Below are 23,653 nucleotides of genomic sequence, written 5' to 3'. Positions count from 1 at the left end.
CGTCAGGCGCCGCCGGATTCCTGCGACCGGCGCAGCGTGCGGGCCTGTCCGATCGCGGCCACGCGCGCACGGCGCACGGCTTCCCCGACCTGCGGCCCACTGAGGCCTCCGCCGCCGTCCAGATCGCGCGCGTTCACCGCCAGCGCGGCCGCGTGCACCCGGCGCAACTCGGGGCCCTGCGGGTAGTCGGCATCCTCGCTGCCGAGGCGGCCACGCGCGTCGGCCTCGCAGGTCAGCGCGATACGCGCCACGCGTTCGGGCCGGCGGAGGGCATCGCAGCGCTCGAGCAGTTCGAGCACGGTCGCATCGCGCAGTTCGGCCAGGCGGTGGACGTTGAGGTGTTCGCGGCACACCGCTTCGGCCAGGCGGCGGTGTTCGAGCGGCACCTTCAGCCGTTCGCACAGCGCGGCCAGTGGCTTGAGGCCGGCATGTTCGTGGCCGATGTGCTTGGGCAAGACGTCGCCCGGCGTCAGTGCCTTGCCCAGGTCGTGGGTGAGCGCGGCGAAGCCGGCCAGGTCATCGCCGGGAGCCAGGCGCGCGGCCATGTCGCTGACCATCTGCTGGTGCACGCCGGTGTCGATTTCGGGGTGGTACTCCGCGCGCTGCGGCACGCCGTACAGCGCATCGACCTCGGGCAGGATCGCCGCCAGCGCGCCGCAGGCATGCATCGTGGCGAGGAACGCCGAGGGCTGCGGCGCGGCCAGCGCCTTGCGCAGTTCCTGCCAGACGCGCTCGGGCACCAGCGCATCGAGTTCGCCGCTGGCGACCATCTGCCGCATCAGCAACAGGGTTTCCGGCGCGACGGTGAAACCCAGCGGTGCGAAGCGGGCCATGAAGCGGCCCGCACGCAGCACGCGCAGCGGATCCTCGGCGAAGGCAGGCCCCACATGGCGCAGCACGCGCGCATCGATGTCGTCCACGCCGCCATAGGGATCGACCAGGTCGCCCTGCGCGTCGCGGGCGATCGCGTTGATGGTGAAGTCGCGGCGTTGCAGGTCTTCTTCCAGGGTCACCGCCGGATCGGCGTCGACCACGAATCCACGATGGCCACGCCCGCTCTTGCGCTCGGTCCGGGCCAACGCGTGTTCCTCGCCGGTGCGCGGGTGCAGGAACACCGGGAAGTCGCTGCCTACCGGCTTGAAGCCGGCATCGAGCATCCGTTGCGGCGTGGCGCCGACCACGACCCAGTCGCGGTCCCCGGGCGCCAGTCCCAGCAGTTCATCGCGTACCGCGCCGCCGACAAGATAGGTATCCATGGCGCCCATCGTAGCGTGCGGCCCCTCCGGCTCAGATCGCCAATGCCGGAGTCGGGCAGGCGAAGCGCTTGCGCGCGCCCGCGTTGTGGCCGAGCAGGCGTTCGCTGACCGGGAGCGCGTCCTTGTTGAGCAGCCAGTCGTAGATCGCGCTGAAGGCCAGCACGCGGGCCACGTAGTCGCGGGTTTCCTTGTAGCTGATCGTCTCGATCCACAGGTCCGGATCGTGCGAGGGCCGCTGCGACAGCCAGCGTGCAGTTGGCGTCGGCCCGGCGTTGTAGGCGGCGATGGCCTGGTAGGTCTGGCCGTACTTGTCCTCCATCTCGCGCAGGTAGGCGCTGCCCAGGGCGATGTTGGTGGACGAGTCGTACAGGCTTTCGGCGCCGGCATACGGCAGCCCGGTGCGCTGGGCCACGCCGGCGGCGGTGCCCGGCAGCAACTGCATCAGGCCGCGCGCGTTGGCCGGCGAGCGCGCATTGGGATTGAAAGTGCTCTCGGCGCGGATCTCGGCGGCGATCCAGGCCGGATCCAGGTCGTTGCGCCTGGCGGCCGCGCGGATGTCGGCGTCGTGGTGCAGCGGGAAGCGCAGCTTGTACAGGCGCTGCTCGTCGGGCTGCTTGCCCAGCGAGAACACCGCGCGGTCGAACCAGCCTTGTTCCTGCGCCAGCGCTACCGCCGTGCGGCGGCGGGCGTCGTCGAAGCGGGTCAGCGCATCGTTCCACTCGCGCACCGCCCAGCCCGGCTGGTCGATCCGCTGCAGCGCCAGCGCACGGACCAGTGCAGGATCGCGCGCGACCTCCTTGCGCAGCGCCGGCGGGTCGGCCGGGTCCCACGGGCACAAGGCATAGGGCAACTTGAGCCGGTCGGCGGCGAGGAATCCATGGAAGGTCGGCGAAGCGGCCGCGCTGCGGAACAGCGCCTGTGCTTCGGCGCCGCGACCGGTCTTTTCCAGCATGCGGCCTTCGAACCAGCGCCAGCGCGAGTCCTCGCGTTGCTTCGTCGGCATCCTGCGGATCGCGTCGAGCGCGGCCTTCCAGTCGCTGCGGGCCATCGCTTCGCGCGCGCGCCACTCGTGCAGGCGTTCGTCATAGGCCGGTTCGGGCACCGCGGCCAGCCGCCGCGCCGAATCGGGCAGGTAAGAGGCCACGGTCCACAGCGCGACCTGGTACTGCACCTGGCCACGCTGCGCTTCATCCATGCCCAGTACCGGCGCCAGCTGCGCAAGCTGGCGCTCGGCGCCATCGGGGTCGTTCCTGGCCAGCTTCGCAAGGCCGGCGGCGGCGACCTGCCGGCTGCGCGCGTCGCGCGGCCATTGCGCGGCGCGTGCATGCGGGGCCTGCACGAAGGCGGCATAGTCCTGGGCCAGCGCGAGCGCATCGGCCGCAAGGCCGCGCGCCGCGCTGCGCATCACGCCCGGATCGCCCTCGGCCACGGCCAGGTCGAAGCGTTCCCAGCGCAGTGCATCGTCCAGGCCGCCACGCGCGGCCAGGGTGGCGAAGGTCGTGTCGCAGGCATCGGGCAGCGACTTGCCGCTTCGCCACAGGGCCTGCGCGTCGCTGTTCCAGTCCGCTTCGGTGCGACCGAGCGCCTGCTGCGCGTTGAGCCGCGCGCAGCGCAGCGCGGCATCGTCACTGGGGCGCCAGTCTGCGAGGAAATCGTTCCACTGCTGGCGCCGCGAAAGCGAGGCCAGCCACAGCGGGCGCAGCGCGTTGGCGGATGCCTGGCCGTCGTATCGTTGCAGGAAGGCACGGACCTGCGCGGCATCGGCCGTGTCGAGGTTGCGCGACAGCTGGGCGTATTCCAGCCACGGCCGGCGCGGATCGTTGCGCAGGGATTCGGCCTGTCCTGCCGCCAGCTGGCCGCGCTGCGCGGCGCCAATGGCGGCCTTCATCGCCGCATCGTTGTCCGCCCCGGAAGCGGAGGCCTGGGCGAGGGCGAGCGAGGGCACGGCCAGCAGCAGTGCCAGTGCGGAACGGTGGAGGTATTGGAGCGAAAGGGTGGTGGCGGGCGGCGACATGCGCTCGAATATACCCAACGCGCCTGAATGGCCGTGACAATGCGGCCTTCGCGCCGTTCCGCGTCACGACGGGGCCCGCACCGGAGGCGTCATCTTGTCACCGCTGATATTCCTGCTGTTCCCGCTGCTGGGCCTGGTGGCCGGCGTCCTCGCCGGCCTGCTCGGGATCGGCGGCGGCCTGGTGCTGGTCGCGGCACTGGCCTGGCTGTTGCCGCTGTTCGGCGTGCCGCCGGAGGCGGCGATGCACGCCGCGCTGGCCAGCTCCCTCGCCAGCATCGTGCTCACCGCCGCCTCGTCCGCGCGTGCGCATGCCCGGCGCGGCAGCGTGCTATGGCCCACGGTCGCGTGGATGGTGCCGGGCCTGCTGCTGGGAGGCTGGCTGGGCAGTGGCGTTGCCGTGGCGCTGGATGATGGTGCGCTGCGCTGGATCGTCGCGGTCTATTGCCTGGTGGCGGCGTGGCAGATCGGCTTCGGGCGCACCCGCGCCCCGGGCGATGGCAGCGAAGTGCAGGCTCCGCGCGGCTGGCCGATGAGCGTGGCCGGTGGCGGCATCGGCGCGTTGTCGGCGGTGGTCGGGATCGGTGGCGGCAGCATGACCGTGCCGCTCCTGGTCTGGCGCGGGGTCAGGCCAGTGCGCGCCGTCGGCACCTCGAGCGCTTGCGGCGTGGCGATCGGACTGTCCAGCGCGCTGGGCTACGCGATGCATGCACCGGCCGGCGCGCTGCCTGCGCACGGGTGGGGGTACGTCTACCTGCCCGCTGCCGTGGGCGTGGCAGTGGCTTCGGTCGTGGCCGCGCCCTGGGGCACGCGGCTGGCACACCGGCTCAGCGGCGAGGCATTGCGGCGGATATTCGCGCTGTTCCTGCTGGCAGTCGGACTGAGCGTGCCCTGGTCGGGCTGAGTCGACGCGACGTGCCACCGGCGACACGTGGTTCCGGCTCGCGCGGCACACCACAGGGGGCGTGACGCCCGGGGTAGGGGAATCGGGATCGCGGTCGCACCCGCTCCTGCAAGGGTGGGGCTGCGACGGGATTTTGCAGGGATCAGCGGAGGCGGGCTCGCGAAGGCGCCGGGTGTCCGGGCAGGATGCTGCCGCTCAACCGCAGCTTTCGCCGACGATCTTCGCCAGGCGCTCGTATTCGATGCGACGTCGTTCGACGTTGTCCGGGTGGGCGAAGCGGAAGCGTGATTCGGCTTCGCGTGCATAGCGATGCCACGCTTCGCAGGCCGAGCCATCGGGGACGCGCGCGCACCGGTCGCGTACCACTTCGCAGGCCCTGCCGGCGCCACCGGCCGGATTGCCGTCCAGGCCGACGGTACGCAACGCCAGGCAGCGCGGCGGCTGCTCCTGTTCTTCGCTCAGATAGGCGTCGTTGTCGTAGGTGGTGCAGCGGAACAGCGGCGGAGGCGGCAGACGCCCGGGGTCGGGTTCGGGTGCTTGCGGCGGCGGGGTCCGTGGCAGGTTGGCACTGTCGAGGATGCGCGGCTCGGGACCGGTGGACGTGCTGACGAATCCACCGCTGTCGGTGGTCGCCGGGGCAGGGGGCGTCGGGGATGCGGTCGGTGCGCGCGCCGGTGTGTTCGACACGCCCTGAACCTGCTGCTGGCGCTGGGTCGTTCCGGAAGGACAGGGCAGGTTCTGCACGGTCAGGTTGCCGGCGGCGTCAGTGCAGCGGTAGATCGTCTGGAGCGCCGTGGGCGCGGCGTCCGTCAGCACCTGCGCCGTCGCAGCCGGCACGGGAGCCGGGGGCGGCATGGCGGCTGGAGCCGGTAGGGGAGCCGCCGTGGGCGTGGCGCCGGCCGGCGCACTGGAGACGCCCTGCACCTGTTGTTGGCGCTGGGTGCTGCCCGCCGGGCAGGGCCGGTTCTGCACGGTGAGTTCGCCGGCTGCGTCGGTGCAGCGGTAGATCGTGGTGCCTTGTGCGGCGGCCGTACCCGCAAGGGTGCACAGCAGGAGTACCAGCGATACGTGCATCGGGCGGAAAAAGAAGCGTCGGTTCAGGCGGAACATGCGTTCAGGGCGTCCTGCATTCGTTGGCCATGCGTGCATCGATTTCGCGCTGTTCGCGATCCAGCGCCGCACGTTCGCTCGGCATGCCGGCATGGTAGACGCGCAGGATCTCGTAGCGCCGGTCCGAGAGCGCTCCGCACACCTCCTCCCGCGACAGGCGCACGCACGAGTCACGCACCCAGGTGCCGCCGGGCACGATCACCCCGGGCGATGGCCTGTGCCCGCCGCCGTGAGGCCGGCCCGCACCGGCGGCAACCGGAGCGGGACCGGCGGGCCTGACCGGCGGCAGGCCGGGCTGCGGCGGTCGCGGCCGTGGCCGTGGCCCCGGTCCCACCGGGTAGCCCATCGTCCACAACGGCACCCAGCGCGACTGGCCTTCGCCGGAGGCGCTGGTGTAGGTCGTGCCGTCCGGTGCGGTGCACTCGTACACCGGTGCCGGCTCTGCCACGGTGATGATGCGGACTTCGCGATCGGGCGCGACCGGTGCGCTGGCCGCTACCGGCGTAGCGGTGGAAGCGGCCCGCGCCGGCGGATCCTGCGGGCGCTGCATCTGCACCGTTTCCTGGCGTTCGCCGTCGCGGCAGGGCGAATCGCGCAGCGCGACCAGCTGGCCGCCGCTGTCGACGCAGCGATAGATGGTCACGCCGCCCGTGGCCGCCTGCTGCGCGCCAGCAGGCGGGGCCGGCAGGATGGCAAAAAGCGGCAGGAGCAGGAGTGTCGCGTGGCCGCGCATGGTCAGTCCGTCGGATTGCCGCCGCGTTGCGCCGGAGCAGTCGCTACGGCGAGGGCGATGCAGGTGCGCCGGAGCGGAAGGCAGTACATGTCGCCATCCTAGCGCCACGCGCGTGGATGCCAGCTTGCAATCAGGATCGCAGGAGGCTGCCGTCGAGGGCGACGCGGATCGGCGTGGGTTGCGCCAGCTCCCCGGTATCGCCGGCGACGATCCCGTCGATGGCCTCGTCCAGCACCGGATCCAGTTCGGATCGGCTGCGCGCCGGGGGTTCACCGCCGCGGTTGGCGCTGGTGGAAACGAGCGCGCCCCCGAACGCCTCGCACAGGGCAATGACGACCGGGTGGTCGCTGATCCGCACCGCGATGCTGTCGCGCCCACCGGTGATCCATGCCGGCGCGTCGGCGGCGGCCGGCATCACCCATGTGTGCGGCCCGGGCCAGCTGGCCAGCACGCGCGCCAGGCGTTCGGCCGGCAGCGCGGGAAGGTCGAGCCAGCGGCGCAGCGGATCCAGGTGCGCGGTGACCAGGATCAGGCCCTTCTCGACCGGGCGCTGCTTGAGTTCCAGCAGGCGCAGGACGGCGGCCTCGTTGTCCGGATCGCAGCCCAGCCCCCAAACCGCCTCGGTCGGGTAGGCGAGCACGCCTCCGCGCTGGAGCAGCGCGGAGGCTTCGTCGATGGCGAGGGTGCGGGCCATGGCGGGCGATGTTAGTCGCGCGATTGATGGCGCGGGATGAAGGTCCGGGGTGACCGGGTTCTCAGAACGGGGGGGCGTCGTCCGCGGCCGACCGCGCCGCTTTCTTCGGCGGCGCCTTCTTCATTGCGGCCTTACTAGCGGGCTTCTTCTTCGCCGCCTTCTTCGCGGTCTTTTTCGCCGGTGCCTTCTTCGTCGCGGCCTTCTTCGGCGCAGCGGCTTCCTTGGCAAGGGCCTTCTTCGCGACGATCTTCTTAGCAGCCGTCTTCTTGGCGCCGAAGCCGCGGCGGGCCGGCTTGCCGGTCTCCTCCATCAGCTTCTGCACTTCCGCCAGGGTCAGCGAGGCGGGTTCGCGGTCCTTGGGGATCTTGCCGTTGAGCTTGCCGTCGCTCAGGTACGGACCGAAGCGGCCGTTGAGCACCTGGATCTCGCTGCCCGGGAATTCCTTGATGATCCGGTTGCGCGCGATCTCTTCCTTCTCCTCGATCAGGAACACCGCGCGGGCAAGGTCGATCTTGAACGGGTCGTCTTCCTTCTTGAGCGAGGCATAGACGCTGCCACGCTTGGCGAAGGGGCCGAAGCGGCCGATGCCGACGCTGACCTGCTCGCCGTTGTTCTCGCCGAGGTTGCGCGGCATGTCGAACAGCTTCAGGGCATCGTCGAGCGAGATCGAATAGATGCTCTGGCCCGGCTGCAGCGAAGCGAACTTGGGCTTTTCCTCGTCCTCGACCGTACCGATCTGCACCATCGGCCCGAAGCGGCCGATGCGCGCGCTGACTTCCTTGCCGCTCTTCGGATCGGTGCCCAACGCGCGCGAGCTGCCGGCGTCGGTGCGGTCCAGCGATTCCTTCTTGTCCTCGACCAGTTCCTTGAACGGGGCCCAGAACTTCGCCATCAACGGCACCCACTGTTCCTCTCCGCGGGAGACGGCATCGAGCTCGTCTTCCAGGTTCGCGGTGAAGTCGTAGTCCACGTAGCGGGTGAAATGAACGGACAGGAACTTGCTGACCGCGCGACCCACGTCGGTGGGTTTGAACGCGCGGCCTTCCATCTCGGTGTACTTGCGGAACAGCAGGGTCTGGATGATCGAGGCGTAGGTGGACGGCCGGCCGATCCCGTATTCCTCCAGCGCCTTGACCAGCGCCGCTTCGGTGAAGCGCGGCGGCGGCTGGGTGAAGTGCTGGTCGGCGTGGATGCGATCCAGCGGCACGCGGTCGCCGGTCTTCATCGCCGGCAGCTTGCGGCCTTCGTCCTCGTCCTCGGCGGCCTTGCTGTCCTTGCCTTCCTCGTACACCGCCAGGAAGCCGGCGAACACCACCGTGGTGCCGCTGGCGCGGAACACGTGCTCGCTGCCGGCGGCCAGGTCGACCGAGACGGTGTTGAGCGTGGCCGGCACCATCTGGCTGGCGACCGCGCGCTTCCACACCAGTTCGTAGAGCTTGCGCTCGTCGTCGGTGAGGAAGCGCGCCACCTGCGAAGGCGTGCGCAACGCGGCGGTCGGGCGCACGGCCTCGTGCGCTTCCTGCGCGTTCTTGGACTTGGTCTGGTAGACGTTGGGCTTGTCGGGTACCGAAGCGGTGCCGTAGTCGCGCGCGATCACGTCCCGGATCTCGGCCAGGGCTTCCTGCGACAGGCTCACCGAGTCGGTACGCATGTAGCTGATCAGGCCGACCGTGCCTTCGTCGCCCAGGGCCACGCCTTCATACAGCTTCTGCGCGACCTGCATGGTCTTGCGCGTGGTGAAGCCGAGCTTGCGCGATGCTTCCTGCTGCAGGGTCGAGGTGGTGAACGGCGGCGCCGGGCGGCGCTTGCGCTCCTTGCTGGCCACGTCGGTGACATGCAGCGCACCGGCGGCTGCCTGCTGCAGGCGCAGGCGCGCCGCTTCGGCGGTGTCGCCATCGGTGATGGTGAACTGTTCGAACTTCTGCCCGTCGAGCTTGATGAGCTTGGCGGTGAACGGCTGCGAGGCGTGGGCCAGCTCGGCACCGATGCTCCAGTACTCGCGCGCCCGGAACGCTTCGATCTCCTCCTCGCGTTCGACGATCATCCGCAGCGCGGGCGACTGCACGCGGCCGGCCGACAGGCCCGGCTGCACCTTGCGCCACAGCACCGGCGAGAGGTTGAAGCCGACCAGGTAGTCGAGCGCCCTGCGCGCCTGCTGTGCATCGACCAGGTCCACGGCGATCGCGCGCGGCTGGGTCATCGCCTCCTTGATCGCACGCGGGGTGATCTCGGTGAACACCACCCGGTGCAGCGGCTTGTTGCCGAGCAGGCCGCGTTCCTTGAGGATCTCGGCGATGTGCCAGCTGATCGCCTCGCCTTCGCGGTCCGGGTCGGTCGCCAGCCAGATGTCGTCGGCCGCCTTTGCCGCCCTGGCGATCGCCTCGACGTGCTTCTCGTTCTTCTCGATCAGGTCGTAGCGCATGGCGAAGCCGCGCTCGGGATCGACCGCTCCCTCCTTGGGCACCAGGTCGCGCACGTGCCCATAGGAGGCCAGGACGGTGAAGTCCTTGCCGAGATATTTGTTGATCGTCTTGGCCTTGGCGGGCGATTCGACGATGAGGAGATGCTTGGGCATGGCAATAGTCTGGGTGCGGCGGCGGTCCTTCCGGGACCGGATGCGGGCGGTTAGCGTCACGTGAAGAACGCTGTCGCCAGAGAAGCCGACGCCCGGGAGGGGGCCCCCGGGCGTGGTCGCTGTCCTTTTTATACGTGAATCACGCCGTGGCCGGCCGTGTCAAGCCGGGCGTTCCGCCGCCCGGCCCGATGGGGAGCCCTTTTACCACTTCATCGACGACAACAGTCCGATCATCGCGATCGCCGCCACCGCCATCGCCACGAACATCAGGGCGAACAGCACCAGGATCACCACGGTGACCGTGCCGAGCCCGCGTTCCTGCCATTCCGGGCGGTCAGTGTAGGCCCACTTGTCCACCACCAGGGTGTCGCACAGCATGTCGTGCAGGGCCTGCTTGCGCTCGGTGAAGGCGACCATCAGGCCCGAGATCAGCACGCCCAGGCCGCAGGTGAAGAGCACGAACAGCAGGTAGGCCAGGTAGCGCAGGAGGGCCCGGCCGAAGCCGATCGGCTCGCCGTTGGTGCGCACGACCTTGGCCCCGACCGCCATCTTGCCCAGGCTGGCCTGGGTGCCGGACGAGTGCATCCACGCGAAATACAGCATCGGCACGCCGAAGCTGATCGCGTAGTTCAGGAACAGGAAGGTCACGCTGGCCCCTGCCCCCGCGAGCTCGTTCTGGGCCAGGCTCGACAGGCTCATGCCGAATACCAGCATCAGCGGGATCAGCAGGGCGTAACTGAGCACGCCGGTGACCAGGCCGTCGACGACACTGGCGGCGAAGCGGCGCCACAGGCCTGCCATGACCACGTCGCCGCCGTGGACCGGGTCGGCGCCGGCACGGACATCCATCATTGCCACCGGTGCGGAGTAGGGGCTGTAGGCCCCCGCGGAGGCAGGCGCCACGCCGCCGCCGCCCGGGGCGGCCGCTGGCGTTGCATCGGCCGGCGGCGCGGAGGCGGCCAGGACCGGTTCGATGCGGAAGTCCAGGGTCGCCGCCGCGTCCTCCAGGCCCAACTCGGCCCGCAGCGAACCCAGCGGCTGCCAGGCTGGCAACCCGTCCCGCCAGACCAGGGTCGCCGCATCGATCTCGCCGGCGCGGAAGCGCTGGACGAGGGCTTCTGCCGGCTGCGGGCCGATCTGCCTGCGCTGGCGATCGGCGTAGTACCACTCGGTCATGCGGTGCGTTCCTTGCTGGATGGATCGGTGGGGCGCGTCTCAGCCACGGCAGGAGACCGGCAGGTACTTGTCCTCGACTTCCGAGCTGCACTGCCAGCCGGCACCGTTGGGGTCGTATTCCAGCCAGATCGCGTTGCCGTCCAGCGCGGGCTTGCCGGGGGCCGCGATGGTCGCTTCCAGCCCGCACAGGTCGCTGCCTTCGAATTCGCCGAACGTCACCGGGCCCAGGTTCGCCTGCGCGTAGCTGTCCGCATCGCCGAAGCCTTCATCGCCGTTGCGAGGGCAGCGGTCGTTGGCGGCCATGAACTCGGTAACCGCCGACTGCAATGCCTGGGCCTGCGCGATGGTGGCGGACGTGTGCGCGCGCAGGGTGTAGTCCTGGTACGCGGGCAGGGCGATCGCGGCAAGGATGCCGACGACGGCGATCAAGAACACGCCCGCAACACCGATCAACGCGGCGATCGCGCAACCGGACAGGCCGGAGGGCCGCGGCGCGGAAGCCACGGGCGCAATCGACGCCGCGGGCAAGGGCGGCGGCAGTGCCGCCAGTTCCAGCTCGGCGGTGAAATCCTGCAATGGACGCCACTGCGCCTGGCCGTCGCGCCACACCAGTGTCTGCGCACCGATCGCGCCACTGGCGGCGAGTGCGCGCAAATCCGCGGCCTGCAAAGGGCCGTGCCGCTGCCCGTCGGCAGTGGCGTAATACCAGTCGCTCATGTGATTCCCCGTAGCGTGCGCGTCCACGTTACCCCATGCCCCGGATGCGCGGAAGCCGGCTTGCGCCGGCTTCCGGGGTCATCGTGGCACGCGGATGCCGATCAGTGCACCGGTTCGGCTTCCTCGCCGAACATCTGCGTTTCCATCCACGCGTACGCCGCTTCGGCGCCGGGCTGGTTGAACAGCACCATCAGGATCACCCACTTGAGGTCATCCAGGTCCAGCTCGTCCTGGTCCAGGGCCATGGCCCGGTCCAGCACCAGCTCGCGCTGGTCCGCATCGAGCACGCGCTGCTGTTCCAGGAACAGCAGGAAGCCGCGGCATTCCACGTCGAGCTTGTCCAGCTCGGGTCCGTGGTAGACCCGCACCGGGCCGTCGACGCGCGCATCGCCTGCGGCCGGGCGCTGCTCCGCCAGCCCGTCGAGCCAGTCGAAGGCCTTGCTGATTTCGCTTGGACTGAAGCCGGCTTCGATCAGCCCTTCCTGCAGCGGATCGCGGTCGCGGAGGGTGTCCGCATCGTCACCGATGTAGTGTTCGAAGAGATAAAGCAGAACGTCCAGAATGCTTTCTTTCATTGCCCTCGGCCTGCGCCCCGTTCGGGACGCCGTGGGGTGGGGAACCACGGGCAAAGTGCCCACGCCTGCCACCCCGGTCAGGCGATCGCGTCGCCGCCGGTGGACCTGCGTGCGTAGCGGCCATGTTCGACCGCGACCCGCCCATCCAGTTCCATGGCCAGCAGCATGGAGGACAGGGCGGCGGTCGTCAATCCGGTGCGCTCGACCAGCAGATCCATAGGGGTTGGGTCGTAGCCGAGGGCGGCCCACAATCTGTCGTGGTCGACAGTGTCGCCGCGGGGGGCGCATGAAGGCCTCGCGGAGCGCGTCGTCGGGGCGTCCGTGGACCTGGCGTGCGGCCCAAGGGAGGTGGCCAGGCGCCCGGCCAGCGCTGCGATTCCAGCCAGAACTTCGTCCGGGTGCTCGACCAGTTGGGCCCCGTCGCGGATCAGGCGATGGCAGCCACGGGCCTGGGGGAGGTGGATCGAGCCGGGGATGGCGAAGACCTCGCGCCCGGCCTCTGCGGCCAGGCGGGCGGTGATCAGCGCCCCCGAGCGCACGGCCGCCTCGACTACCAGGGTGCCCAGCGAAAGTCCGGCGATGATCCGGTTGCGGCCGGGGAAGTGCCAGGCGCGGGGCGGGGTACCGGGCAGGTGTTCGCTTACCACCGCACCGGAGATGGCGATGCGATCGCGCAGGCGGTCATGGCGGGGCGGGTAGGGCACGTCCGCTCCGGTGCCGAGCACGGCCACGGTGAGTCCGCCGGTGGCCAGCGCCGCTTCGTGCGCAGCGGCATCGATGCCCGCGGCCAGGCCGCTGGTGACGGCCAGCCCGGCCCGGCACAACGCGTCGGCGAACAGCCGGGCGGTGTCGCGTCCGCCCTGGCTGGCGCTGCGGCTGCCGACCACGGCGATCGACGGTCGCCACAGCATGTCCGGGTCGCCGTCGACGAACAGGGCCAGCGGCGGATCCGGCGCCTGCCGCAGCAGCGGCGGATAGCGCGGATCGTCGTTGCCGATCAGGTGGTGGCCCGGATGCGCCAGCCAGGCCAGCGCGCGATCGAGGGCGGCGGCAGGGATGGCCTCCTTCCCCGCGCGCAGTTCCGGATCGCCCGGCCCGCCAGGGGGTGGCAGCGCACGATGCGGTGCACGACGCTCCCCTGCCAGCAGCCGTCGCAGCAGCGCCAAGGGATCGGGTGGGCAGGGCGCGGGCATCGCAGGATCGTTACCCGGAAACGACGACGGCGCCCTCGGGCGCCGTCGTCGCGTGCTGTAGGAATTCTCCGGCGCTTACTGCGCGTCGGGATGCCGTGCCTGGAAACCGACCCGGACCGGCTTGGTCCCGTCCATCACCAGCGCATAGCTCACCTTGTCGAAGGTGCGGAACACCATCGCATGGGCGGCGTACTCCTCCGGCAGGGCGACCGTGCTGCCGTTGCCGGTGAACTGGTCGTCCATGCGCGAGGTGCGGGCACCGTTCACGCGGTCGTTGATGTGGCGGCCCGGTCGCCACAGCGAGAAGACGGTGCCGTTGTCGATGCCGTCCAGACGGCCGGCGGAGATCGCGATGACGTCACGCGGGCCACCGGCGGTGGCGCTGACGGCAACGGCCAGCACGCTGACATCGGCCGGTTGCGAAGCCGGCGGATGCGGGAAGAACTGCAGGTCGTAGGCCTGCGCCTCGACCGGGACCACGCGGTCGCCGGCACGGACCTCGTGACCACTGTCCTCCAGGCTCAGGGTGGCCACTTCGACGCCGCCGGTGCCCGAAGCGCGGGTGACCGTGCCGACATTGACCTTGGACAGCTCGTAGCCGAGGGCTTCGTTGCGGGTGGTCGGCGGTACGTACTGGCTCCACAGCACGCCGTCCAGCGGCATCGGGCGGCCGTCGGCCTCCAGGTGCTGGAACGGCCGCGGCAGGGCGTAACGCACGGTCGGGCGCAGCACCATGTAGCGCTGGCCGGCCTGTACGCCGTCGAGTCCCTTCACGTAGGCGATCTGGCCGGCGCTGCCGCGCAGGCGGTTGTCTTCGAACCCGACCACGTAGGGCAGGTGCTCGAAGGCGTCGGTGACGCGCAGGTCCTTGAGGAACGGCTCGATTTCCGACAGCGGAACCGCGCCGATCGGGGCCTCTTCGCGCGGGCCGGCCTGTACCGCGACGCGGTCCAGGTAGGCCAGGCTCAGGACGTCGCCCGGAAAGATCAGGTGTGGATTGGCGACCTGTGGATTGGCCTGCCAGATTTCCGGCCACAGCCACGGCTTGCCGAGGAAGCGTCCGGCAATATCCCAGAGCGTGTCGCCCCGGACCACGACGTACGTGTCCGGATGACTGCCCCGCGACTCGACGGCGGCAGCATAGGTGGCGACGGTCATCATCGCGACGGCAAGTACCGTCCGAAGGCGTGTGAGCATGGTTGCGTTCTCGCCTGATTTCCCCAACAGGTCAGGCGACTATAGTCCAGAATTCAGGCCGTTGCGCAAGCTTCCGCGCTAGAATTGCGACGGCGGGCCGGTTTGTCCCGGTCATCCCCCTCGGAGTTCCCCCATGGCCTTGCTGCCCATCCTCGAGTTTCCCGATCCGCGCCTGCGTACCCGGGCCGCGCCGGTCGACCCGGCGCAGGTGACCACGCCGGAGTTCCAGACCCTGCTCGACGACATGTTCGAGACCATGTATGCCGCGCCGGGCATCGGCCTGGCCGCCAGCCAGGTCGATACCCACCTGCGTTTCATGGTCATCGACGTCAGCGAGGGCAAGGACCAGCCGATGGTCTTCATCAACCCGCAGATCACCGTCCGCGATGGCGAACAGGTCTACCAGGAAGGCTGCCTGTCGGTACCCGGGATTTTCGCCGACGTGACCCGCGCCAATGCCATCACCGTGCGCCACCTGGATCGCCAGGGCCGCGAGCAGGAGCTCAGTACCGATGGCCTGCTGGCGGTGTGCATCCAGCACGAGATGGATCACCTGGAAGGCAAGCTGTTCGTCGACTACCTCTCGCCGCTCAAGCGCGAGATGGTGCGCAAGAAGCTGGCGAAGGCGCGCAAGCACGCGGCCTGAGACCGAAAGGTGCGGCGCCGTCCGCGACGGCATCGGGTGCGGGCCGGGTCCTGGCCCAGGCCGGTGACGGTCGTCCGCAGCTCCGTCCCCTCCTTCCCGCTCCCTCGAACCCCTTCCGCATGAAAATCGTCTTCGCCGGCACGCCGGATTTCGCCGTGCCCTCGCTGCGTGCCGCCGCCAGGCACCACGAGGTGGTAGCCGTCTATACCCAGCCGGACCGGCCGGCCGGCCGTGGCCGCGGCCTGTCCGCTTCGCCGGTCAAGCTGGAGGCGATCGCCCGCGGCATCCCGGTGCTGCAGCCGGAGAGCCTGCGTCGGCGCTCCGCCCAGGCTGCCCTGCGCGAGCTCGCGCCGGACCTGATGGTGGTGGTGGCCTATGGCCTGATCCTGCCGCAGGCGGTGCTCGATATTCCTGTCGCCGGCTGCTGGAACGTCCACGCCTCGCTGTTGCCGCGCTGGCGCGGCGCCGCGCCGATCCAGCGTGCCATCCAGGCCGGGGACGCGCTCACCGGCGTATGCCTCATGCAGATGGACGCCGGGTTGGACACCGGTCCGGTGCTCCTCGACCAGTCCACCCCGATCGGCGCCGATGAAACCGGCGGGCAGCTGCATGACCGGCTCGCCGAAATGGGCGCGCAGGTCCTCGCCGACGGGCTGGGCCTGCTGCGTGCCGGCATCCGTCCGGTACCGCGGCCACAGCCGGAGGAAGGCGCGACCTACGCGCACAAGCTGGACAAGGCCGAGGCGCGGCTGGACTGGACGGCAGCGGCCAGCGTGCTTGCGCGGACGGTGCGCGCCTTCGATCCGTGGCCGGTGGCCGAAGCGATGGTGGCCGGCGAGCGGCTGCGCATCCACGGCGCGGTCGCGCTGGATGCAGACCACGCCGCGGCGCCGGGCACCCTGTTGGCGGCCGGCCGCGAAGGCATCGATGTCGCCTGCGGGCAGGGCGTTCTGCGCCTGCGCGTGGTCCAGCGCGATGGCGGCCGGGCGATCACCGCGGCCGACTGGCTCAACGCACGTCGCGACCTGGTCCGGACGGCTGACCGGTGACGCCTCGGCCTCCCGACCATCGCCGGCCTCCGGCGCCGCGCCCGGAGCGGACCCACCTGGCAGGCGCCGGCGCCCCGGGCGTGCAGGTGCGCGTGCTGTCGGCGCAGGTGCTCGATGCGGTCGTGCATCGCGGTCGTTCGCTGAAGTCGGAGCTGGCGGCGACGCTGCCGCGCCTGTCCGACCCGCGCGATCGCGCGTTGCTGGAGGCGATCGCCTTCACCGCGCTGCGGGGACGCTATCGCTACGCGCCGGCCTTGCGCGGCTGGTTGCAGAAGCCGCCAGGGACAGGTGACGGCCCGCTGATGGCCCTGCTGCTGGCCGGTTGCGCCCAGCTCGATGCGCTGCAACTGCCGGCGCATGCAGCGTTGGCCGCCACCGTGGAAGCTGCGCGCGCGCTGGGCCGTCCGCACCAGGCCGGGCTGGTCAACGCCCTGCTGCGCCGCGCCCAGCGTGAGGGCTTCGCGCCCGCCGATCCGGCCGCGGCCTGGCCAGACTGGCTGCGTGGGCGGATCGAGGCGGCTTGGCCTGCGCAGGCACCCGAGGTGTTTGCTGCCAGCGCTCAGCCCGCACCGTTATGGCTGCGGGTGAACCGCAGTCGGATCGCACGCGACGAATACCGCGCCCGGCTCGAGGCGGCCGGCATTGCCAGCACCACCGATCCGCGCCTGGCCGACGCGTTGTGCCTGGAAGTGCCGGTGCCGGTGGCCGCGCTGCCCGGTTTCGACGAAGGCCTGGTCGCGGTGCAGGATGGCTCGGCGCAGCAGGCCGCCGACGCACTGGGCGCCGAGCCCGGGGCGCGGGTGCTGGACGCCTGTGCAGCGCCCGGCGGCAAGGCCGCGCACCTGCTCGAGCGCGACCCGGCGCTGGAACTGCTGGCGCTGGAGGTGGATCCGCGCCGCGTACCGAGGATCGAGGAAAACCTGCGACGCTCCGGCGTGTACGAACCCGGTACGACCGGCCGCGTCCAGGTGCGGGTGGCCGACGCGACCATGCCGGCGCTGTGGTGGGACGGTTTCACCTTCGATGCGATCCTGCTCGATGCGCCGTGCTCGGCTACCGGCGTGGTCCGGCGCCAGCCCGACATCCTGCTGCACCGGCGCGAGGAGGATCTCGCCGCACTGGTCCAGGTCCAGGCCCGGCTGCTCGACGCGGCCTGGCCGCTGCTGCGCCCGGGCGGCGTGCTCCTGTACGCGACCTGTTCGATCCTGCCTGAGGAAAACGCGACCCAGGTCGACGCGTTCCTGGCCCGTACCGCCGATGCGGTGGCGAGTCCGTTGCCCGCGGCGTTCGGCCACCCCGCCGGCGTCGGTCGCCAGCGCCTGCCGGGCGAGGACGGGATGGACGGCTTCTTCTACGCGCGCCTACAGAAGTCCGACTGAGCGCCCGTTATCATCGGCCGCCATGCCGATCCCATCCCTGAGCGCGGACACGCGCACACGCGACAACTGGCTGTTCTGGATCACCGCACTGCTCGTGCTCGGTGCCGGGCTGGGCCTGCGCGACCCGTGGCCGGCCGACGAGCCGCGTTTCGCCCTGGTCGCCAAGCAGATGGTGGAGAGCGGCAACTGGCTGTTCCCGCACCGCGGGATCGAGCTCTATTCCGACAAGCCGCCGATGCTGATGTGGCTGCAGGCGGCGTTCTACAGCGTATTCGGCAACTGGCGCGTGGCCTTCCTGCTGCCGTCCCTGCTGGCCGCGCTGGGCACGCTGTGGTGCGTGCAGGACCTGGGCCGGCGGCTGTGGACGCGCAAGGTGGGCCTGTATGCGGCGTGGGCTTTGCTGTTCGCGTTCCAGTTCACCTGGCAGTCCAAGAAGGCGCAGATCGATCCGCTGGTGACCTTCTTCATCACCCTGGCCAACTACGGCCTGCTGCGGCACCTGCTGCGCGGCCCGGACTGGCGCTGGTGGGCGCTGGGCTGGTTCGCCGCCGGACTTGGCACGATCACCAAGGGCGTGGGCGCGATCGCGCTGCTGATGATCCTGCCCGCGGCGATCGCTTCGTGGCGTGGCTGGCCGCGGGTCAGGGTGCACGTGCGCGATCCGCGCTTCTGGCTCGGGCCGTTGGCGTTCCTGGCGGCGGTGTCGATCTGGCTGGTGCCGGTGGTCGCGGTGGCCCTGTCCAAGAACCTGCCCGAATACCGCGCCTACCTGGACGACATCCTGTTCCGGCAGACCGCCCGGCGCTATTCGCAATCCTGGGACCACCACCAGCCGGCCTGGTACCACCTCGGGGTGATGCTGACGATGTGGATCCCGCCGGTGCTGGCGTTGCCGTGGGCGCTGCCGGCCTGGTGGCGGCGGCTGAAACGCCGCGACGCGCGCTACCTGCTGCCGCTGGCGTGGTGGGTACTGGTCCTGGCCTTCTTTTCGATTCCCGCCGGCAAGCGCGACGTCTACATCATGCCGGCGCTGCCGATGATGTGCCTGGCGCTGGCGCCGTTGCTGCCGGGGCTGCTGCGCCGGGGCTGGGCGCGGGTCCTGTTGCTTGCACTGTCGCTGGCGCTGGTGGTCCTGCTCCTGGGCGGCGGCTTCGCCCTGCTGCGCGGCAGTGGTTCGCTGGTGGTGAGGATGGAGGAGCAGCGCGGGCTGGATCCTGACGCGATCCGCGCCGTCGGCTGGATGCTGCTGGCGACCGGTGCCTGGGGCCTGGCCTGTGTGCTGGCTTTCCGTCGGCGCGCGGTGGTGGCGCTCTTCGCCACGCTGGCGGGCCTGTGGGTGGCCTTCAGCCTGGTCGGTTACCAGGCCCTGAACGACGCGAGTTCCGCGCGCGGAGTGATGGCCGACGCGGGTCGCCGGATCGGCCCGGACGCCGAGTTGGGCCTGGTCGCCTGGAAGGAGCAGAACATGCTCATGGCGGACCGCCCGGTGGTGGACTTCGGCTTCAAACAGTCCTGGGAGGTCCAGCTCGATCGCGGCGCGGCCTGGCAGGCGCAGGCGCCCGGTCGCTGGCTGCTGGTCCAGCAAGATGCACTGGAAGGCTGCATCGACCGGCAACGGATCGAACTGGCCGGTATCTCCAACCGCCGCCGCTGGTGGCTGGTGCCGCCGGGTGCGGTAGCGGGAGAATGCACGGCCACGCAAGAAGAGCGGGCGCGGGCCGATGCCGTGCAGGGACGCGAGACGGACTAGGCAGGGTTCGCCGGCTTAGTGAGTGTTCCGGGAAAGCAGGGGAAGATGCGTCGTACCTGGCGCGGGATCGCGATGAACGAACGGTTGGACAATCAAGAGGGTCGGAGGCTGCGCTGGGCTCGGGCCTGTGCCGCACTGGGGGTCTGGTGCCTTCCGGCGCTGACCCTGGCCATACCCAAGGGCTTGTTGCCATTCGGCCTGCTGCTGCTGGCTTCGACCCTGCTGGTCCCGCTGCGGGTGGCCCGGGCGACGCGGGAGATCGGCTGGCCGTGGGTGCTGGTGGCGTTGGCGGGCATCGTCCCGGTACTGGTGGCGATGGCTTCGGCCCTGATGCTGGACACCACCCAGGGCATCGACGAACGCGATCGCCTGCTGGTGCTGCCCTGGGTCATGGCCTGGGCGTGGGCGCTGCAGCCGCCGCGGGACCTGCTGTGGCGCGGTTCGCTGGTGGGATTGATGGCCGCCGCGGCGCTCGCCCTGACCCAGGTGCTGGCGGGGGCTGTCCGCGCGGGCGGCTGGCTCAACGAAATCGTCTTCGCCGACGTGGTCCTGGTGCTGATGGTGCTGGCGGTGTTCTGCCGGCCGCCGCGCAGCTGGCACTGGTCCGGGTTCGGGCTGGCGCTGGGCGTGCTGGCGATCCTGCTCAGCGGCACGCGCGGGGCCTGGCCGGGAATGTTGTTGCTGTTGCTGGTGCTGGTGCTGGGCAGCGGGTGGCGCAGCCCTCGCAGCCGCAGCATCCTGCTGGGGGCGGTGGTGGCCGCCGGTATCGTCCTGGTCGCTTCGGTTCCGGCACTGACCCAGCAGATGCGGTTGACCGAGTTGCGCCAGGACCTGGAGCGGATGGACCGCGGCGACCACAACTCCTCCGCGGGCGCGCGCCTGGAACGGCTGCAGGTCGCTGGCGAGGCATTCTTCGCTGCGCCGTGGACGGGCGTGGGCTTCGGCGAGTTCGACCGGGCGATGCAGCGGCTGCCGGCCTGCCAGCACGACACCGAGCGCCACGTCGAGCGCTGCCACCTCGGCCATGCACACAACGACCTCGCCGAGTGGGCCGCGACCATGGGCATTCCCGGCGTAGTGGCGCTGGCGATGCTGTACGGCGTCCCGTTGTGGCTGTTCCTGCGCTTGCGCCGCGGAGTGAAGGCAGGCCGCCTGCGCGGCTCGGCCTCGGCCGGGGCGATGCTGGTACTGGTGTTCGTACTCAGTGGCCTGACCCAGTCGATGTTCGCTCACCAGACCACCGCCAGCGTCTACGCCGCCTTCGGCGGCCTGCTGCTGGGCCTGGCATTGCGCGAGGCCCGTTGGCCGTCGAGGCCGGGTCGTAACGACACGGCCTGATGCCGGATCGGTCGGCGCGGCCGCTGCCACGCCCCGAAAAAGAAAGCGCCGGCCCTGGGGAGGGCCGGCGCCGGGGGGTGCCGGCGTTGCCGCCGGCGGGGGGAGGAGTTACTTCGAGATGTCGACGTCCTTGGTCTCGTGCAGGAACAGGCCGCCGATCACCACGGTCATCACCGCGATCGCGATCGGGTACCACAGGCCGAAGTACATGTTGCCGGTGGCCGCCACCAGGGCGAAGGAGATGGTCGGCAGGAATCCGCCGAACCAGCCGTTGCCGATGTGGTAGGGCAGCGACATCGAGGTGTAGCGGATCCGGGTCGGGAACAGCTCGACCAGGTAGGCGGCGATCGGGCCATAGACCATGGTCACGTAGATCACCAGCACCCACAGCAGGAACAGCGTCGCCGGGATGTTGATGCGCGCCGGGTCGGCCTTCTCCGGGTAGCCGGCCGCACCGAGCGTGCTCTTCAGCAGCTTGGTGAACGCGTCGGCCTTGCTCTTGACCTCGTCCTTGGACAGGCCCGCCGCATCGTAGGCCTCGACGTCGGTACCGCCGATGCTGATCCGGGCCACGGAACCGGCCGGGACCGGCACGATCTCGTACGGGATGCCGGCCTTGGCCAGCGCGGCCGCGGCGACATCGCACGAGTTGGTGAACACCTTCTTGCCGATCGGGTCGAACTGGAACGAACAGGTGTTCGGGTCGGCGTGGACCGTGGCCGGCGCGCTCTGGCGGGCTTCCTCGATCGCCGGGTTGGCGAAGTGGGTAAGGCCCTTGAAGATCGGGAAGTAGGTCAACGCCGCCAGCGCGCAGCCGACGAGGATGATCTTCTTGCGGCCGATCTTGTCGGACAGCCAGCCGAACACGATGAAGAACGGCGTGCCCAGCACCAGCGCGGCGGCGATCAGCAGGTTGGCGGTGGTGCCGTCGACCTTGAGCGCCTGGGTCAGGAAGAACAGCGAGTAGAACTGGCCGCCGTACCAGACCACGGCCTGGCCGGCGGTGGCGCCGAGCAGGACCAGCAGCATCAGCCTCAGGTTGCCGCCCTTGATCGAATCACGGAACGGCTGCTTGGAGCCCTTGCCTTCCGACTTCATCTGCTGGAACAGCGGCGATTCGGACAGTTGCAGGCGGATCCACACCGAGATGCCGAGCAGCACGATCGACACCAGGAACGGGATGCGCCAGCCCCAGGCCTCGAACGCCTCGGTGCCCAGGGTCAGGCGGCAGGCCAGGATCACCAGCAGCGACAGGAACAGGCCGAGCGTGGCGGTGGTCTGGATGAAGCTGGTGTACAGGCCGCGTTTGCCGTCCGGCGCGTGCTCGGCCACGTAGGTGGCCGCGCCGCCGTACTCGCCGCCCAGTGCCAGGCCCTGCGCGAGGCGTAGCGCGATCAGGATGATCGGTGCGGCGATGCCGATGGTGGCGTAGGAGGGCAGGATGCCGACCAGGAAGGTCGACGTGCCCATCAGCACGATGGTGACCAGGAACGTGTACTTGCGGCCGATGCGGTCGCCGAGGCTGCCGAAGAACGCCGCGCCGAACGGACGCACCGCGAAACCGGCGGCGAACGCGAGCAGGGCGAAGATGAAGCCGGTGGTCTCGTTGACCCCGCTGAAGAACTGCTTGGCGATGATCGCCGCCAGCGAACCGTACAGGTAGAAGTCGTACCACTCGAAGACCGTGCCAAGGCTCGAGGCGAAAATGACCTTCTTGTGGCCCTTGCCGATTTCGCCCTGCGGCGAATGATGGTGCGTGGTTGCGCTCATGTGGATCCCCTCCCTCAGAAGCTGTATTTGACGTGTGTCTGGACGCGCTTGAGGTCGCCTTCGCGATCATCCTCGAGCGAACGTTGGCCCCAGCCGATCTCCGCGCCGATGTCCAGCTTGGGCAGCGGCGAATAGATCAGGTTGGCGTGGTAGGACTGCGAACGCTCGGTCACGCCCCAGCCGACCAGGGCGACGTCGTTGTCGAAGGCGGCGGCCGAATACATCAGGTTGCCGCGCAGCTTCGGGTTGAAGACATGGCGCCAGGCCACGAAGCCGCCCCAGCCGTTCATCGCCTCGATGTCGCCACTGGCGTCCTGCATCACGTCGCTGCCCAGGCCGAAGGCCATGTAGCGTCCGATGCCGCTGCCGTAGTTGCCCATGTAGCGGATGTCGTCGCTGTCGCCGAGGTTGAACTTGCCCGAGACGCTGACCGCGCCGCCGCTGTCGGTGTTGTCGCCGGACTTGAACTGGCGCAGCAGGCCGGCGACGGAGAAGTGGCCCCAGTCGCCCTTCATGTTGTAGCGCGCGGTCAGGTCCGGGACGTTGTTGTCGCCGGTGGTGGTGCGCGCGCCGGCCGCGGCCGCGTTCGGCGCGTAGGCCTGCATCGTGGTGTTCGGGTTCTCCAGCGCGACCGACCAGGGACCACTGGTGTAGCGCACCTGCGCCTGGCGCACGAACACGGTGCCGTCGGTGACGCCGACGAAGTCGACCGCATCGGGCAGGGCGGCGGTGTCCTGGAAGTTGGACCAGGTCTGGCCGGCCAGCCACTTGTTCCAGCTCACGTAAGCCTGGCGCAGGGTGACGGCGTAGGTATTGGTGGCGATCTCGTTGCCGGCCAGCGCGTTGCTGCCGCCGCCGAAGAAATCCATCTCCACGAAGCCCTTGAGCTTGTCGCCGCCCTCGGTGACGTGGTCGGCGCTCAGCCAGAAGCGCGAGAACTGGGCGTGGAAATCGGTGTACGGGTCGCCGCCATCGGCGGCCGGCCCGCCCACCGGGATGGTGCTGGGCACGTAGAACATGCGGCCGGAGGACCCGTCCGCGATGCGGCCGTCGCTGGTGTCGGTGACCATCGCATCGAGCTTGATGAAGCCGCCGTAGGTGAAGACGCTGCCCGGGTTTCCGGCGGGCAGGATAGGCGCGGTCTGGATCTTCGGCTTGCCATCGGCCGGTGCGGCCGCCGTCGCCGCGGTGGCGGTCTTGACCTCGGTGATCTGGGTCTGCGTCTCGCTGATCTGGGTCTGCTGGGTCTGCTGTCCGGAGACGAGCAGCTGGACCTGGCGTTCGAGCTCGGCCACGCGGGCCTCCAGCGCCTTCTCGCGCGCGGTCTGCGCGAACGCGGCGCCCGGCGCCACCAGAGCGACCAGCAGTGCCACGGCCAATGGCCGTCGCAGCAATCTGGATGGATGCTTGTTCATTTGCCCCTCTCTCCCTCGTTGGGTGGCGCCTGCAGCGAAGCGACGAGCGGCCACGCTGGGCGCGCGGCCGGTGACCGCAGACTGCGCATGGCCGCGGGGAGCGCCTATTCGCCATTAGTCGAATCCGGCCCGGCGACGTCGACCCGGGCCCGCAGTTGCGGGGCG

Annotated in this window: 19 protein-coding genes; 6 read left to right on the top strand and 13 right to left on the bottom strand. The window is 70.2% G+C overall.

Translation table 11 applies throughout. The annotated features are described in order from the left end of the window. Positions 1-2 precede the first annotated feature (2 nt). Together MNQ95_RS05265 and MNQ95_RS05260 are read right to left on the bottom strand one after the other, a co-directional pair. Entirely contained in the window at positions 3-1,256 is a 1,254-nt protein-coding gene (locus tag MNQ95_RS05265) for a multifunctional CCA addition/repair protein (RefSeq protein ID WP_162407976.1), read from the bottom strand. A gap of 31 nt (positions 1,257-1,287) precedes the next feature. Further along, the gene (locus MNQ95_RS05260; RefSeq protein ID WP_162407975.1) at positions 1,288-3,270 is read right to left on the bottom strand and encodes a transglycosylase SLT domain-containing protein; all 1,983 of its coding nucleotides are present in this window, start codon (positions 3,268-3,270) and stop codon (positions 1,288-1,290) included. Positions 3,271-3,364: 94 nt separating this feature from the next. On the opposite strand from MNQ95_RS05260, the gene MNQ95_RS05255 reads away from it, so the two are divergent. Further along, on the top strand, positions 3,365-4,171 hold the full coding sequence (locus MNQ95_RS05255; protein WP_241954016.1) for a sulfite exporter TauE/SafE family protein: 807 nt from the start codon (positions 3,365-3,367) through the stop codon (positions 4,169-4,171). 195 nt (positions 4,172-4,366) lie between these two features. Here the strand turns inward: MNQ95_RS05255 and MNQ95_RS05250 are convergent, their stop codons facing one another. From MNQ95_RS05250 to MNQ95_RS05205, 9 genes are all read right to left on the bottom strand, one after another. Continuing rightward, the gene (locus MNQ95_RS05250) at positions 4,367-5,281 is read right to left on the bottom strand and encodes a DUF4124 domain-containing protein (RefSeq protein WP_162407974.1); all 915 of its coding nucleotides are present in this window, start codon (positions 5,279-5,281) and stop codon (positions 4,367-4,369) included. A 4-nt stretch (positions 5,282-5,285) separates the two neighbouring features. Beyond that, a complete protein-coding gene (locus MNQ95_RS05245) occupies positions 5,286-6,014 on the bottom strand; it encodes a DUF4124 domain-containing protein (protein WP_241954015.1) in 729 nt (242 codons plus the stop codon). 130 nt (positions 6,015-6,144) lie between these two features. Continuing rightward, on the bottom strand, positions 6,145-6,708 hold the full coding sequence (gene tsaC, locus MNQ95_RS05240) for an L-threonylcarbamoyladenylate synthase type 1 TsaC (protein WP_241954014.1): 564 nt from the start codon (positions 6,706-6,708) through the stop codon (positions 6,145-6,147). A 61-nt stretch (positions 6,709-6,769) separates the two neighbouring features. Further along, positions 6,770-9,283 carry a DNA topoisomerase I gene (locus MNQ95_RS05235; protein WP_241954013.1) on the bottom strand — a complete coding sequence of 838 codons (2,514 nt, stop codon included), beginning with the start codon at positions 9,281-9,283 and terminating at the stop codon, positions 6,770-6,772. Between the two features lie 201 nt (positions 9,284-9,484). After that, positions 9,485-10,459, bottom strand: coding sequence for an RDD family protein (locus MNQ95_RS05230; protein WP_241954012.1), 975 nt, complete (start codon positions 10,457-10,459; stop codon positions 9,485-9,487). A 39-nt stretch (positions 10,460-10,498) separates the two neighbouring features. Then, positions 10,499-11,176: a pilin gene (locus tag MNQ95_RS15825; protein ID WP_162407969.1), complete on the bottom strand. Its 678-nt coding sequence runs from the start codon at positions 11,174-11,176 to the stop codon at positions 10,499-10,501. A gap of 101 nt (positions 11,177-11,277) precedes the next feature. Beyond that, positions 11,278-11,751 carry a DUF494 family protein gene (locus tag MNQ95_RS05215; protein WP_162407968.1) on the bottom strand — a complete coding sequence of 158 codons (474 nt, stop codon included), beginning with the start codon at positions 11,749-11,751 and terminating at the stop codon, positions 11,278-11,280. A 77-nt stretch (positions 11,752-11,828) separates the two neighbouring features. After that, positions 11,829-12,944, bottom strand: coding sequence for a DNA-processing protein DprA (gene dprA, locus MNQ95_RS05210; RefSeq protein WP_241954011.1), 1,116 nt, complete (start codon positions 12,942-12,944; stop codon positions 11,829-11,831). 75 nt (positions 12,945-13,019) lie between these two features. Further along, positions 13,020-14,141: a LysM peptidoglycan-binding domain-containing protein gene (locus MNQ95_RS05205; protein ID WP_162407966.1), complete on the bottom strand. Its 1,122-nt coding sequence runs from the start codon at positions 14,139-14,141 to the stop codon at positions 13,020-13,022. Between the two features lie 133 nt (positions 14,142-14,274). On the opposite strand from MNQ95_RS05205, the gene def reads away from it, so the two are divergent. The 5 genes from def to MNQ95_RS05180 all read left to right on the top strand — a co-directional run bounded on the left by def (position 14,275) and on the right by MNQ95_RS05180 (position 20,303). After that, positions 14,275-14,787, top strand: coding sequence for a peptide deformylase (gene def, locus MNQ95_RS05200; RefSeq protein ID WP_162407965.1), 513 nt, complete (start codon positions 14,275-14,277; stop codon positions 14,785-14,787). A 119-nt stretch (positions 14,788-14,906) separates the two neighbouring features. Further along, complete coding sequence (fmt, locus tag MNQ95_RS05195; RefSeq protein WP_241954010.1) at positions 14,907-15,836, top strand: methionyl-tRNA formyltransferase; 930 nt, start codon at positions 14,907-14,909, stop codon at positions 15,834-15,836. Between the two features lie 80 nt (positions 15,837-15,916). After that, positions 15,917-17,215 carry a 16S rRNA (cytosine(967)-C(5))-methyltransferase RsmB gene (gene rsmB, locus MNQ95_RS05190; protein WP_425605732.1) on the top strand — a complete coding sequence of 433 codons (1,299 nt, stop codon included), beginning with the start codon at positions 15,917-15,919 and terminating at the stop codon, positions 17,213-17,215. 22 nt (positions 17,216-17,237) lie between these two features. Then, positions 17,238-18,965, top strand: coding sequence for an ArnT family glycosyltransferase (locus MNQ95_RS05185; RefSeq protein WP_162407963.1), 1,728 nt, complete (start codon positions 17,238-17,240; stop codon positions 18,963-18,965). 72 nt (positions 18,966-19,037) lie between these two features. After that, a complete protein-coding gene (locus tag MNQ95_RS05180) occupies positions 19,038-20,303 on the top strand; it encodes an O-antigen ligase family protein (RefSeq protein ID WP_162407962.1) in 1,266 nt (421 codons plus the stop codon). Between the two features lie 108 nt (positions 20,304-20,411). Here the strand turns inward: MNQ95_RS05180 and MNQ95_RS05175 are convergent, their stop codons facing one another. Continuing rightward, the gene (locus MNQ95_RS05175; RefSeq protein ID WP_241954009.1) at positions 20,412-22,073 is read right to left on the bottom strand and encodes an MFS transporter; all 1,662 of its coding nucleotides are present in this window, start codon (positions 22,071-22,073) and stop codon (positions 20,412-20,414) included. 14 nt (positions 22,074-22,087) lie between these two features. Beyond that, a complete protein-coding gene (locus MNQ95_RS05170) occupies positions 22,088-23,488 on the bottom strand; it encodes a DcaP family trimeric outer membrane transporter (RefSeq protein WP_162407960.1) in 1,401 nt (466 codons plus the stop codon). Positions 23,489-23,653 lie beyond the last annotated feature (165 nt).

The sequence above is a fragment of the Pseudoxanthomonas daejeonensis genome (assembly GCF_022637495.1).
Taxonomy (GTDB): Bacteria; Pseudomonadota; Gammaproteobacteria; order Xanthomonadales; family Xanthomonadaceae; genus Pseudoxanthomonas; species Pseudoxanthomonas daejeonensis.
Note: the sequence above shows the minus strand (reverse complement) of the source record. Positions and strands in the feature narration are given on the sequence as shown.